14 protein-coding genes and 1 riboswitch are annotated in these 13,775 nt (G+C 40.0%); of the genes, 10 read left to right on the top strand and 4 right to left on the bottom strand.

Going from position 1 to position 13,775, the window contains the following annotated elements; translation table 11 throughout:
* Positions 1-220 precede the first annotated feature (220 nt).
* The 6 genes from EHR06_RS01835 (at position 221) to EHR06_RS01810 (ending at position 5,117) form a co-directional block, all read left to right on the top strand.
* The gene (locus EHR06_RS01835; RefSeq protein ID WP_135755457.1) at positions 221-1,915 is read left to right on the top strand and encodes a methyl-accepting chemotaxis protein; all 1,695 of its coding nucleotides are present in this window, start codon (positions 221-223) and stop codon (positions 1,913-1,915) included.
* A gap of 62 nt (positions 1,916-1,977) precedes the next feature.
* A complete protein-coding gene (gene ppnP, locus EHR06_RS01830; protein ID WP_135755456.1) occupies positions 1,978-2,292 on the top strand; it encodes a pyrimidine/purine nucleoside phosphorylase in 315 nt (104 codons plus the stop codon).
* 109 nt (positions 2,293-2,401) lie between these two features.
* Positions 2,402-2,530: riboswitch (cyclic di-AMP (ydaO/yuaA leader) on the top strand.
* Between the two features lie 93 nt (positions 2,531-2,623).
* A complete protein-coding gene (locus EHR06_RS01825) occupies positions 2,624-3,331 on the top strand; it encodes a universal stress protein (protein WP_135755455.1) in 708 nt (235 codons plus the stop codon).
* 196 nt (positions 3,332-3,527) lie between these two features.
* Positions 3,528-4,052, top strand: a complete 525-nt coding sequence (locus EHR06_RS01820; protein ID WP_135755454.1) for a hypothetical protein — start codon at positions 3,528-3,530, stop codon at positions 4,050-4,052.
* 98 nt (positions 4,053-4,150) lie between these two features.
* Positions 4,151-4,690 carry a Crp/Fnr family transcriptional regulator gene (locus tag EHR06_RS01815; protein WP_135755453.1) on the top strand — a complete coding sequence of 180 codons (540 nt, stop codon included), beginning with the start codon at positions 4,151-4,153 and terminating at the stop codon, positions 4,688-4,690.
* A 1-nt stretch (position 4,691) separates the two neighbouring features.
* The gene (locus tag EHR06_RS01810) at positions 4,692-5,117 is read left to right on the top strand and encodes a cyclic nucleotide-binding domain-containing protein (protein WP_135755452.1); all 426 of its coding nucleotides are present in this window, start codon (positions 4,692-4,694) and stop codon (positions 5,115-5,117) included.
* A gap of 7 nt (positions 5,118-5,124) precedes the next feature.
* On the opposite strand, the gene EHR06_RS01805 is transcribed toward EHR06_RS01810, so the two are convergent.
* On the bottom strand, positions 5,125-5,562 hold the full coding sequence (locus EHR06_RS01805; protein WP_135755451.1) for a DUF1564 family protein: 438 nt from the start codon (positions 5,560-5,562) through the stop codon (positions 5,125-5,127).
* Between the two features lie 118 nt (positions 5,563-5,680).
* On the opposite strand from EHR06_RS01805, the gene msrA reads away from it, so the two are divergent.
* A complete protein-coding gene (gene msrA, locus EHR06_RS01800) occupies positions 5,681-6,214 on the top strand; it encodes a peptide-methionine (S)-S-oxide reductase MsrA (RefSeq protein ID WP_135755450.1) in 534 nt (177 codons plus the stop codon).
* Here msrA and EHR06_RS01795 read toward each other — a convergent pair.
* Positions 6,208-8,589 (bottom strand): PAS domain-containing sensor histidine kinase, encoded by a 2,382-nt coding sequence (locus EHR06_RS01795; RefSeq protein ID WP_135755449.1) that lies wholly within the window; start codon positions 8,587-8,589, stop codon positions 6,208-6,210. The genes msrA and EHR06_RS01795 overlap by 7 nt on opposite strands.
* A gap of 169 nt (positions 8,590-8,758) precedes the next feature.
* Here EHR06_RS01795 and EHR06_RS01790 point away from each other — a divergent pair, with 169 nt between their 5' ends.
* From EHR06_RS01790 to EHR06_RS01780, 3 genes are all read left to right on the top strand, one after another.
* A complete protein-coding gene (locus EHR06_RS01790) occupies positions 8,759-9,463 on the top strand; it encodes a fatty acid desaturase CarF family protein (protein WP_208757731.1) in 705 nt (234 codons plus the stop codon).
* 78 nt (positions 9,464-9,541) lie between these two features.
* On the top strand, positions 9,542-10,606 hold the full coding sequence (locus tag EHR06_RS01785) for an alpha/beta hydrolase (protein WP_135755448.1): 1,065 nt from the start codon (positions 9,542-9,544) through the stop codon (positions 10,604-10,606).
* A 14-nt stretch (positions 10,607-10,620) separates the two neighbouring features.
* Positions 10,621-11,547: an alpha/beta hydrolase gene (locus tag EHR06_RS01780; protein ID WP_135755447.1), complete on the top strand. Its 927-nt coding sequence runs from the start codon at positions 10,621-10,623 to the stop codon at positions 11,545-11,547.
* A gap of 29 nt (positions 11,548-11,576) precedes the next feature.
* On the opposite strand, the gene EHR06_RS01775 is transcribed toward EHR06_RS01780, so the two are convergent.
* A complete protein-coding gene (locus EHR06_RS01775; protein WP_135755446.1) occupies positions 11,577-12,752 on the bottom strand; it encodes a M48 family metallopeptidase in 1,176 nt (391 codons plus the stop codon).
* A gap of 18 nt (positions 12,753-12,770) precedes the next feature.
* Positions 12,771-13,727 (bottom strand): YjgN family protein, encoded by a 957-nt coding sequence (locus EHR06_RS01770; protein WP_135755445.1) that lies wholly within the window; start codon positions 13,725-13,727, stop codon positions 12,771-12,773.
* Positions 13,728-13,775 lie beyond the last annotated feature (48 nt).

Raw genomic sequence — 13,775 nt, 5'->3', positions numbered from 1 at the left:
TTTTGGATTTTAAGCAGTCTCAGAGCCCAACTGACAGAAAAAATTTGCAATTTCCATCCCTTAAGGGGCGGAAATTGGATTTCCAGACAGGGAAACTTCTGCACTTATACTTTCAAAACAAAAGAAGAAGGTCCGCTGGATCCGGATCTATTTTCAATTTAAGACTGACTTAGAATAGGTTCCAAAAAAGATCTCCGTCCTATACAGAAAAGGAATCTCGATGTTATTCAAACTTAGGCTCTATTATTTTTTCTCTTATTCCATTTTCACTTCTTTGGTGCTCGGTTCCATACTCGGAACATTCTATATTTTAGGAATTCTACCCGCTGAAAAATTCGGATCGGCAGCCTCCATCTCCGCGGGAGTCGGAGTTTTCTTTTCTTTATGTATGGGGATTTTTTCAGGCACTTGGCTTGCTAAAACATTCCAAACCATACAAGATTCATTTAAGAAAGTCAGTAAAGGCGACTTAACTGCGAGAATAGAAACAAACTCCAAAGATCTACTTTTTGATTTTTATGAAAGTTTTCATAGAATGTTACAAGGACAGTCAGAGTTGATCGGACTGATCAGAAATACGGCAGAAATTCTTTCTGCAGATTCGGGAGAGATGAGAACCGTAGTCTTGGACTTCGGCTCCAATATACAATCCCAGTCAGCAGCTACCGAAGAAGTCTCCGCATCCATCGAAGAAATTTCAGGAGTAGCAACTTCCATCTCTTCTATCGCGGGAGAGAATGCGAACAGCATGAGCAATTTGGTTTCGGAAGTGGAAAAACTTTCTTCTGCGATCGAAAAAACGAAAGGGCAAGTAGACGAGACCTTAGTTTCCTTTGAAGATATTTCTAAACGTGCGGAGAAGGGTTCCCAGTCCTTAACTTATATGGGACAAGCAATAGATAATCTTTCTAAAAGTTCCAAAGAGATCACTAAAACCATCGGGAATATCGCAGATATCAGCGAAAAAATAAACATGCTGGCACTGAATGCGTCCATCGAAGCTGCAAGAGCGGGAGAAGCAGGAAGAGGTTTTGCAGTAGTTGCGGACGAGGTTTCTAAACTTGCAGAAAGAACCGCTTTAAGTGTAAGAAGTATCAACGAATTGGTAAAGAAAAACCAAGAAGATATGAACCAAGGTTTGGAAAGGATACAGATCACTACAAAGGAGATCCAAGAAATTATAGAAACAATAGACAGAATGTCCGTACAGATCAAAGAAGTTCGGGCCGCGGTAAATTCCCAGCAAGAACTTAGAAATTCGGTATTAAAAGAAGCTGACTTCGTATTCAAACGTTCCGACGAGATCAGAAATGCAGTTACAGAACATAATACTGCCACAAGAGAAGTTGTGGATTCGGTTTCTTCTATCAGCGCTTTGGCAGTGAATAACTCGGAGAACAGCGATACTTTAGCGGAAAGAATTTTAGGAATTTCTAATACTGCGGATAAACTAGGAAATACGGTGGAAATGTTCCGTATAGCCGCAAAGGAAAAAGCAGCCGAGAAGTTACTGGATCCCAAGACTCACGAACTCAAATTCACGGCCGCGATCGGAAAACTATATTACGTTAAAAAGTATGATCTAGTTGAGATCGTATGGACTGAAAACTTCAGCTACGAAGGTTACAGAGAGATGCTGGAGAAGGGCCTGGAACTTGTAAGAGAAAAGCAAGTTACCAAATGGATGGCGGATACTTCTAATATGGGGATCGTTTCTGCGGAAGCACAAACCTGGGTAAACGAAACATGGTTCCCTAAAGCGATCGCTTCTACTTTAAAAAAGATCGCTATCGTCATCCCTCAATCGGTATTGTCCGAACTTTCAATAGATACTAAATCTATGAAAGCAGGGAATATAGATCTGATCAATACTCCTTCCAGAGAAGATGGAATGCGTTGGTTGACCTCCAAATAAGAAATTATTTGGTATCGTTCTAAGCTCCGTTTTAAATTTTAGTTTCGGAGCTTGATTCTATAATGCAACAATTCGATAACGTAACAGTAATTAAAAAAGCGAACGTATACTTTGACGGCAAAGTCACCAGTAGGACTGTATTATTCTCCAATGGAGAAAAAAAGACACTAGGCATCTTAATGCCCGGAGAATACGAGTTCGGAACAGACCAAAAAGAAATTATGGAAATTCTGGATGGAGATCTTTTGGTACAACTGCCTGGAAATCCCGAATGGAAAGAGATCAAAGGTGGACAATCTTTTGAAGTTCCTGCAAATTCCAAATTCAAACTGAACGTAAAAAAGCTAAGCGACTATTGCTGTTCCTATCTTAAGTAATTAACGAAAGCTAGAATAAACCTAAGTTTATTTGCTCTAATTGTCTTGTGGTCGTTATATAATCACTTTAATCTACTACTTGACAAATTCGTTTTTCTAGCTACACTTCGTTTAGAGTCTGCTTAATCCGACAGAAATCGGAGCGGAGGAACCAAATTTTGGGGCTAACCGTTTCTTACGGGGGAAATCTCTCTTTCCTAGCCCGTCAGCTAACTTCGTAAGCATGGAGAGAAGACAGGAGTTTCCTTCCAATCTTCCCGGCTCATTCTAGCCTTGGGATTTTTTCATCCAGCGAAATAGTTCCGGGGAAATTATAACCTAGGAGGCGAAAATGAAAGTTCTAATTTCGTTTGCCAATCCCAAGATGGGAGCAAAACTTTTCGGGCTGACAAGGGCCCTATTCTCTAAATCCAAAGAAAATCTTTCCATAGTAGCGTTACACGTCGTTTCAGTAGAATCTAAATCGGAAGGATTTCCTATATTAGAAGAGGATGAAATTTTCCAAGCAGTTAGAGAAGAAGCCGCCGGTTCGGAATTCAGTTTTGAAACAGTAGGATTTCCTTCCGACTGGATTGTTCCAGGGATCGTAGAGATCGCAAAAAGTAAAGAGATCGATTTACTTCTGTTAGGTGCTGCACGTTCTTTGTTCTCCGACAATTTGCTCGGGGGAAAAGTAGGAGATGTGCTTAGACATTTGTCCGAATTGGACATAGCGGTTCTCGCAGATAACGGGTTAGTCGCTCCGATAGAACCGATTATCTACTCTCCCGGTCTGGATTCTGCTCCCCTCTTTCCATTTTCTTCCGGTCTTTCTACTTTTATAGAAAAACCGATCCCTGTTCTTTCAGGAGTCAACCAATCCGAGTTCGGACTGAACCAAACCGATCAGTTCAAACCTTGGATCCCATTTTCTTTAAACGCAGCAGCGGACCAAACCAAGAACCTGGCGATTTTGGATTATAGTACGTACAAATCCTTTCACTCCGTTCTATTGGATAGGCAAGGACTCTCTTTTCTGATCTTAAGAAAAGGGAATTAAAACTCGAATCTAAATTTGGAAAAAACTATACTCCGAGTATAACTTTTTTTGAGTAATAAGAGTTCAATTTCTCGATAACGTTATTCGCGTAAGACCACCTTACTAAGAATAGGCGGTTTTACTTTATATGATTGCCTTTCTTTTCCTTGCCTGAAAATACGGAGGTTCAGATCCTTTGCGAAACCGGAAGGCACACTTGAAGTCTAAAATTTTAAATCCTGTTCTAATTCTTTTCATTCTATCCATAATTTCCGCAGTATCGATATTCATTTTTGTAATGACTTATTCTTCTCCTGCGGTGAGAAGCCAAGCATCTGCAACAAATACGGAAATCGCCGGTTTAATCTGGCTAGTAATTACTGTATTAGTTTTATATAATGCTGGAATTGCTTCTTTTCGGAATCTATTTTTGGAAAAATTTTCGGAAACGCAGGAAGGTTTAGGAAGTCTCAAAGCTTTGCTTTTTAGCGTTGTGAGTCTCGCATTATTTCTGATCGGCTCCAAACTAGGAAGTTTATTCAAGACGGATATAAGTACTCCGGAACTTCTAATGTCAGTTCCAATTATATTAGTAGCAGCCTGGGAAAATTTTCTGACTAAAACGATCGGTTTAAAATTCAGGTCCGTTTATCTGATCTTTACGGCGATATTCCAAATTATAGTTTATATAAGTTTTATGCTCTCTTTTCTTACTCTGGCAAGTTTGGACGGATTCGACTGAAACCTGGTCCAACTTATTTTAGAACGACTCATCAAAATTGATTTTTGAAAAAAATCAGATCCCGTCGGATCTAAAGACTTTTCCCCGTCTTACATAAAATGCCGACCATTCTGGATTTCGTTCACAGCGTTTTTACCCGGGTTTATCCGAAAGATTCCTTCATATTCAAAGAAGGAGAAGGATCCGACGGAAACATGTATTTCCTTTTCCAAGGGCATTTAAAGGTCAGCAAGAATCGCCCGGACGCCGGAGAGAAATCCATCAAGGAAGTTTTCCCCGGAGAATTTTTCGGAGAGATCGCTTTAATCTCAGGAAGAGCCAGAGCGATGTCGGTCCAAGTTCTTTCTCCTTCCGCCAAACTTGGAGTTCTAAATAAGAGTGTTTTCGAAAAACTGGAAAAAACAAGTCCTCAATTTTTACTCTTACTTCTCAAAAACACTTTCGAAAAATTGAATAGAGCTGAGATGAAACTAGAAGCTCTTTATACCGAGATCCATAAAAAAGAAGAAGAGTCCAAGGCTACAGAATCACCGGCGGCCGAAAAAGAAGCAGAAGTTTCGGAAACTTCCGAAGTAACAAACACTGAAACTACTCAAGAAGAAGCTCCCGCAGAAGCTGCAGTAAACAAGGAATCATAAGATGGGAATTAATATTTTAGAATTCATAAATAACGTATCAGTTAAGACCTATCTTGCCGGAGAAGATGTTTTTAAAGAAAAAGATCCTTCCAACGGAATGATGTATTTTGTTTTCACAGGCGCTCTGGAGATCAGAAAGTCCTACGATGGAGAAGAAAGAGTGATCCGAAATTTAGAACCTGGATCCTTTTTCGGAGAAATCGCATTGATCAATAACGTACCTAGAGCCGCAACCGCAAGAGTCATCACTGAAAAAGCAAAGATAGGTATCTTGGACCAGGAAATGTTCTATCGGATCGGACAAACGAATCCTAAATTTTTCTCACTCCTTCTAAACACTACAATCCAAAGATTGGTTTCCGTAGAAGATGAGATCGCAAAATTAAGTTCAGGACAACCTATTCATCCGATCCGCAGCAGAGATTAATTTTCGATCAGGCTACCTTCTTCTTTTTAGAAAACTCGGGAGAAGGAGTATCGGAAAAGTATTTGCTTAACAAAAACGTAAACAAGTAACACTTGGAAACTCCGTGTTTTCTTGCGTAGTTCCCTAAAAGATTCCAATCTTCCAGATCAGGTCTGAAATTCAGTCGATTCCAGTTTTTCTGCCTGCCTTCTTCCTTTTTTTGATACATCATCAGAACGGAGTCAGGATTTAATTTCTCTTGGAACTGCAAATCAGGTCCGTATAGTTCCAATAAGTCCTTTAGACATGTGGCTCCCGGTCTAGATCCGTTCCAGTTTTTGAGATAATTTTTATACAAATTATCCGGCAGGATCAAGGTACAGACCGGCATGGATTCTCTGGGAGACCTAGCCTTCCAAGATTTACTTTTGATCGGTTTGGGGTTTAATATTAGTTTCAACTTCATACCCGTCCCGGTCTCAATTCTGGTTTAATGCTTACGTTTTTTAGCGAGAAATTCGGAAAAATGTTTCCGAGATCCGACTTTCTGACCTGAATCAAATCTAATAAGAAAGGAGGATGGAATGTCGGAACAAAAAGATCTGGAATACGCAGTTTTAGGTGGAGGATGTTTTTGGTGTGTAGAAGCGATCTACCAATTGGTGGACGGAGTAGAATCCATCGTCTCCGGTTATGCGGGAGGACATGACCCTGCACCGAATTATAGATCAATTTGTACGGGACTTACCGGGCATGCGGAAGTGATCCGAGTAGGATTCGATCCAAGTAAGATCTCCTACAAAAACATTTTAGAAATTTTCTGGGAAGCACACGATCCTACTACCAGGAATAAACAGGGCAACGACGAAGGTCCTCAATATAGAAGTATCATCTTATACGAAAACCAAACTCAGAAAGAAATTGCTGAAGCTTCCAGAACAGAAGCTGGGCCTAAGTTTGCTTCTACTATCGTGACGGAGATTATTGCATTAGAAAAGTTTTTCCCGGCGGAAAATTATCACCAAAACTATTTCAGGCTAAATCCAGGACAGCCTTACTGTCATTATGTGATCCGCCCTAAGATCGAAAAATTTTTGAAAAAGAAAACTACTCACTGAGGCAGGATCACTAAAAACGCGGTACCATCGGAAGAAGTTTCGAATCCTATAGTTCCACCGTGGTTTTCCACGATACGTTTTACTATGTCCAACCCAAGTCCGGAACCTTCTCCGGGGGCTTTGGTCGTAAAGAACGGTTCGAAAATCCTTTCTTGTATCGATTCCGGAATACCGGGCCCGTTATCCGAAATCTTAACGCAGATCTTGTCTTTTTCCCTATTACCTACGTTTATTTTTAGAATTCCTTTGAAGCCCATTGCTTGGGCAGCATTATAGATCAGGTTGGTCCATACATGCAATAGATCATCCGAATATCCCGGAACGATCGGAGTTCCCACCTCGTATTCTTTTATGATCTCAATGCCGGACTTCAATTGGTTTTGGTAGATCGTAAGGACCGTATCTATACTTTCCCTTATATCTACGGGAGCTTTAGGCCCACCGTTACTAAAATGGGAGAAATTTTTAAGTGCATATACGATCTTAGAAGTTCTGTCCACGGACATATCCACTAATTTGGAACTTCTGCTTGCCTGGATCTCATCCAAGGCATATTGGATCACTTGTTGGATCTTTTCTCCCATAAATAATTTCGGGAAATCCTCTAACGCCGTTTCTAATCCAGCTTCAATTAAACCTTCCGCTAAATTTCTAGCTTCGAAAATCTCAAGTTCCTTTAATCTAGATTCTAAAATTTTAGTTTTAGCTCTTACCTCTTTAGGAGGGATAATTTCTTGGTAGGCTCTTCCTTTCTTTAATAAAGTTTGGAATTCAATCTTAGCTTCGCTGCCTAAATTTTCTAATACGGAAGCCGCTTCCTGCATTCTATCCAATACGCGATCAAAATGGCTTTTGACGGACTCGTTTGCGGCTCGGATCACTCCGATCGGATTATTGATCTCATGCGCAATCCCCGCGACCAACTGTCCAAGAGAAGCCATCTTTTCCGAAAGTATCAGTTGGTTTTGTGTCTTTTGAAGATAATCAAGTGTGGATTCTAATTCCGCTTTTTGTTTTGCGATCAATTCGTTCTGAGCGGAGATCTCGTTATTCAAGATCCTTAATTCAGCCGCTTCTTTTTTGGAAGAAATATCTTTCACCATATTGATCATACGTGTTTCTCCGTCGATCATCGCGAATCTAGTGGAAAATTCCACCTGGATCATACGCCCGTCTTTCGCTCTGAAAGTTACTTCTTCATTATATAAGAATCCGTCTTTTTTGATCTTTTCCTTAAAATGTTCTCTTTCAGCCGCATCTAACCAAATGCCTAACTCTACACTAGTCCGGCCGATCACGTCTTCTCTTGTATAACCAAGTAACTCGGTAAATCCATCATTGATATCCACATATCTTCCGTCATCGAAATTGGAAATGGAAGTTGCATAAGGGCTTAATTTGAATACCTTAGAAAATAATTCCTGACTGGCTTTGATCTCCTCGCCCGCTATATGTTTTTCAGTGATATCCTGTCCTGTTCCATAAGCCATTATGGAATCTTTATATTTACCTTTGGCTAAAATATACCTGGTTTTTCCATCGTCCCCCTTCGCCCTAAAAACGAACTCAGTGGAATAAGAAGGATCGTTGAAATGTCTTGCTCCTTCAGCGAGGATAACGGGTATTCTTTGTTTATCTTCTCCTTCTACATATTGTTCTAAAAATTGGTCCATAAAGATAGTCGTGGACCCTTTAGCGGTTTTATCTCCCAACATGATCCTGTATTCTTTGGATAAGGTTATTTCCTTGGTTTCCAAATTCAGAATGATTGCACCTAACTTTGCGTCGATCTGTGCTCTGGATAATTCTTCTCGTATTTTAGATAATCCTGATAAACCGAATTTCATCAGTATCCAGGACATAAAAAAGCCTACGGAATTTCCTATAAACGCGGACCATTCTCCCGCAGGATAACTCGGAGCAGGTATCATTCCTTTCGATTTTAGATATATGCTCAAGAGCCCCACAAAAAAGGAAAGAAGCGCATAGAATAAGGATCCAACCTGCCCCAAGATCAAAGAGGCCAGCACTATAATGATCATAAATTGAGAGAATGATGTAGCGTAGACTCCACCTTCTCTCAAAGACACGATACAAAGTGCCAGCCATTGTAAGAAGATCATGATATGTGCGCCTAGTTTTATCCTTCCCGATTTTGCGAGAATGTGGCATAAGATCACTGCAGTAGGAATTAGATAGAAAGAATAATAAGCGTTCTTAGGTTTTTCAGAAATTATAGGATGAATGATCCGATATAAGACCGCAACCGTAAAGGTGACATACATCAGACCGTAAAGAAGTTTGATCGAAACGTCTTTTTCGGGGTCGGCGGATAATGGAGGATAAATCGATCTTTTAAGACGTTGTAGATTCATTCTTAATGCTGTGGACTTTCAAATAAGAATTTCTTATGCGGGATTGAAAAGCGGGATTTAAAAATCCGAATAAAATTCAAGGGCGCGAGAACATTCCGTTAATCCGAAATATCTAAATTCTTGACCGATCTATCTCTTATGTATCGGTTTCGAGATGTATATAAGAACTATGAACTTCCTGAAAATTTTATTCCCCTCTCCCTTTAAGTTCCATAGGCTAGTGGAAGTTCTAAGTATACTTTTATTCTTACTTTTTGCCGGACTATGTCTGTATGAGTTCGGAGCGTTATTCTCGCCGGCCCTCCGGGATTCTCCCTGGATTTTCTTAGCTGAACTTGTAGCTCTCTTATTCTTAGCTTATATTACCGCCGACTTTCTTTCCGGCTTTGTTCATTTTTTAGGAGATAGTTTCGGGAACGAATTCACTCCTTATATCGGACCTGCTTTTATTTTTCCTTTTAGGGACCATCATGTAGACCCTAAAGGTATCACTCGGCATGATTTTGTGGAGACTAACGGGAATAATTGTCTAGTGTCACTTCCCATTCTTCTATATTGCTTTTTTGCTCCGTTGGAAAACGGGGATGTTCCTTGGGCCAGAACATTTTGGATACTTGTTCTAGTCGGGATCTTCTTCACTAATCAAATCCATAAATGGGCACACCAAGACGAACCGAACAAACTCATCAAATACATGCAAAAAAAGCGTTGGATACTTTCTCCTGAGCATCATAAAATACATCATACGGCTCCGTACGATACATATTTTTGTATTACGACCGGCTGGTGGAATCCGCTACTTCATAAGATCCGATTTTTTCCAACCGTGAAGAAGTCGGTGGACTCCTTTCTAGATTTTCTCCATATCGGATAATACGAACATCGTTCTTTACTTCAAATTTAGTTTTGAATTTTCCTTGATTCCATTTCGGCAAGGAGGAGGATCGCGGGTATGCTTCGTTTTCTTTCCGCATTCTTCGTATGCGTACCTTTAATCGTTTCTTGTTCCGCGAATATCGCGTTAAAAGGTGAGATACTTCACCCTAAAACCTCCGATGGCTGGGACATCACTCTGGAACATTTTCCTCCTCTGCAAGGAACCGCTAATAAAAAATATCCTGTGATACTGTGTCACGGATTCATAGCGAATCGAATCTATCTTAAGATCAATGAAAAGTCATCCATCGTAGCAAATCTTCAAAAAGAAGGATACGATGTTTGGCTTTTAGAGTTAAGAGGAAAACAAGAAGCAGGATCTCCTTCTTTATTCTGGGGGGATAAAACTTTTGATTATTCCATCGATGATTATATAAAACAAGATGCGGACGCTGCGATCCAATATGTTCTCAAAACCACCGGCAAAGAAAAAGTGAACTGGATCGGTCATAGTATGGGAGGAATGATCCAATACGCAAGACTCGGAAGTTTAGGTGAGAACAGAGTAGCTAACTTTGTAGCGATCGGTTCTCCTGCAATCATGGATCCTCCATCTGATGCTTTAAAATTATGGTCCAGTTTTACTTGGGCGTTAAATTTATGGCCTGCAGTTCCTACAGAAACTTGGTCTGGGGTCAGAGGAGGAACAGGGCTGCCTATCTTTCCTAAAAGAAGTTTCGAAGAAGTATTCTGGCACGCACCAAATATAGAGCCTAAAATTGTTTCCGGGATATTTACCGACTCCATTGCTACAGTTTCCAAAAGAGAAGCAAGACAGATGGATAAGATCGTTGAAACAGGACAATTCCGTTCCGAAGACGGAAAGCTGATCTACTCACAAGCTTTCGGAAATATCAAGATCCCGGTTCTATTAGTCGCAGGCCGAAGAGACAAATTAGGATTCACATATTCTCTCAGATATGTTTACGATCAATTAGGCTCTGCAGATAAAACCTTATTCGTACTTTCTAAAGGAAAAGGTTTTTCGGAAGACTATGGTCACACTGACCTAGTAGTAGGAAAGAAGGCGGATGACGAAGTATTTCCAACGATCATCCACTGGTTAAACAAAAGAAATTAATTCCGGATCATAAAATGAAATTCAAAAATAAAATCATACTTTTCTTATTTTCCACTTTTCTGTTTTTCTCCTGCACTCGATATGCAGTGATCACGGAAGAAGCATTTAAAAATCAGACTGCAAATATTGCATCTAACGTATATCTCACAAATTTTTTAAAACATAGCTCCGATTATCCGCCTGTTCTACTTTTGGATCCGATCCTTGTGAACAAAAAGTCTTTGTATCTTGGGGATTATAACGGTCTTATCGGAGTATTAAGCGGGAACGGCTTCTCAGTATTCCTATTACATTTCGAAGTATATCCAGGATTAGATCTGAAAGAAGTGGGAGAAAAGCTGATCCCTCAAGCAGTCTCTCAAGTCCAAGGCTTAAGCAATCGTAAGGATTATATTTTGGGCGGAGTCTCCGTAGGAGGCCAAGCGATCCTTCATTATATCCGATCCAAAAAAGATCCTGCAATCTCTAAGGTTTTCTTTTTAGGGACCGGAATGGATTATAAGTACAATGATAGTTTCATAGATGATATGAAAAAAGAGAAACGATTCGGGACTGATCTTTCCAATTCTTGCAAGAATAAGGATAGTTTCTGTTCTAGATTTATCTCTTTGGACGAAGACAATCCTACAACTTTATATCTTTACCAAACATTATGGAATTATCTTCCTTCCTTAGAAGAAAATCCGAAAGTTTGGGTGGACTTCGAGCTGATGGACTTCCCTACTCTATTTGTTGCAGGTAAGTTAGACAATATCTCTACTTCCGAATCTATTCATCCGGTGTATCGCAGAAAAAGAGGATTCACTCAGTTCTTAGAAGCTGGACGCGATAACGGTGGAAAGATAGATTACGATCACCTTTCCTTATTCGCACATGAGTCCGCGCCTTCCGATATCTACCAAAAGATCGCAGATTGGTTGGCTAAGAAAAAAGGGGAATAAGGGCGGCTCCTCGCTTCGCTCGGAACGGGCTACAAACCCAGAGGGTTCTTAAATTCTTTTCTGGGTTTCACAGGAGAACAAAGTTCTTTAATACGATTCCATTCCTTATTAGAAATTCCTAATTTTCCTTTAGGGTAATTCGGATGAGAAATGATATTTTTCACATATTCTATCCTGTCCTCCGTGGCAGGATGAGAACTTAAAAAATCAGGGATTTTTACTGCACCGTCGCCCGCAGACTCTTCGCCTTCTTCTTGCTGAGGAACCTCGTATTCTTCTTGGATCCTTTTAAAGAAGTTTAAAAACCCTTCTCCGGTTAGATTCGATTTTTTTAATTTTTCCAAAGCGATCTCGTCCGCTTCCGATTCGTATTCTCTGGAAAATTTTTGGTCGTAGATGGTAACGCTTAAGACCTCGTAAAGAGAATCCATGTTTTCCAACATGTCCACTCCTTCGAAACCGGAACCGATCCCTAAAGATAATAAAACTACATTTCCGGCGGAACGGATTTGCCTGCGAACCCCATGCCTTTTATGGATATGGGCCATCTCATGAGCCAATACTCCCGCAAGTTCTTCAGGAGTTTCGGTCTTTTTTAATAACTCGGTAAAGACTACTATGGTCCCGCCAGGCATAGCAAACGCATTAAACACCTCGTCATCGATCACAATAATATCGTAATCAAAAGGATCGTCCGCATCCTTCAGCTTTTTGCTGATCTTCTTCATTGTAGATTTTAAAGAAGGAGAAGAACATTCAGAAAAATAATCTCGGACCCATCCGGACATTACCTCCGATTGTTTTTTATCGTAGCTCGTTGGAACGAAAAAGTACGCATAAGAAAGTCCTGCATTATAGACGGAAAAAGCTAAAAATGCAGTCAACGCCAAGGCACCTAACTTAAGGGCGAAGTTGGTATTCTGCCATAAATCCAAAAGAGGGAATTTATTCTGGGACTTTCTACCCGCAAGAACAGAACTATAACTCTCTTTTGAATAGAATACTATCATGAAACTATACGCAGGATTTTCCGGATTCCGGATCTCTAATCTGAATTCTCTGCCTACGGGATCTAGATTTAGAATATCAGAATATTGGAAACTAAAGGACTTCTGCTCCGAAAGAAAGATTAGTCTGTCTTTCTCCGGAACAAGATCTCCTTCAAAAGGAATAGCGGTTTTTCCATCGTATAGTTTATCTTTCATGTGTATATTGGACTGGAATTAATCGAATATATCCGCGAGGGCTTCCAAGGAACTTTCGAATCCTTCTGCCAATGCGGAAGCTCCTTTATCAAATTCAGGCTGGATCTGGCTCAGATCCGGCTCCACTTCTAAGGAGATAGCTTCGTAAAATAATTTATACCAGATTACCGCGATCCAAGGAAATGCCAAACCTAAAGAGAACAAGATCGCCATATAAGAGAGAATCGTATAAACAAGTATATCTTCTCCCTTTAAATTGGACTTAAATCTGATCCCGTTTACGGTAGTTTGATTCCAATAATAATTATAAACATTTGCCTGCCACCAAGAAGCATAAAATCCTAATGTAGGTAAAAGAAGAAGGAAACCTTTTAGATGGATCCAGAACAAAGATCCTCCAGTTCCATCAAACTTAAATCCTGCGTTACCGTAATATGTATTCTCTATTTGGAATCTTTTCAGACGGATCGTGAACCAAGGAGAATAAAATCCTAAAGTTATGATCGTAAGCGGAAGCCCTACCAGGAAAATTTTAACAAGTTCCAGAACTCTTCCCGCGAAATGAAATCTAATATTATTATAGGAGGTCCTGCTTAAATGGAATCTTAATCTTCCTACAAAGATAAAAGGCCCGAGTATATATAAAAGAAGAAAGATAGGAATTACGTTGGAAAGAGGCTCAAGCTCTGCAGAAAATACCCACCATTTTAAAGGGAATTTAATCGCACAAAATAAGATAATCGCGATGGGAGCAGCTTTTAAAAATCCTATAAATCTTTCCAGACCGGTAGCGTGGAAATCGAATCTTTGTCCTAAAAAAACTGTATGTTGTCTTAAATATCTTTCTACCCTTACTCTTGCCCAAAAAGAATAAATGCCTAAGGTACTGATCGTAGCCAAAGCATTAAAAAGATATAATTTAAATAGGTCCCAGCCGGCCCCGTCAAATTTGGCGCGAGTCGTTGAATTTTCCATTCGATTCTCCTGAAAAGTTCCCTATTCGAAGATCAGGCGATTATACCG

Origin of the sequence: Leptospira dzoumogneensis (assembly GCF_004770895.1) — a bacterium.
Lineage (GTDB): Bacteria > Spirochaetota > Leptospiria > Leptospirales > Leptospiraceae > Leptospira_B > Leptospira_B dzoumogneensis.
The sequence above is the reverse complement of the archived record's forward strand: the minus strand, read 5'-3'. Positions and strand labels throughout refer to the sequence as shown.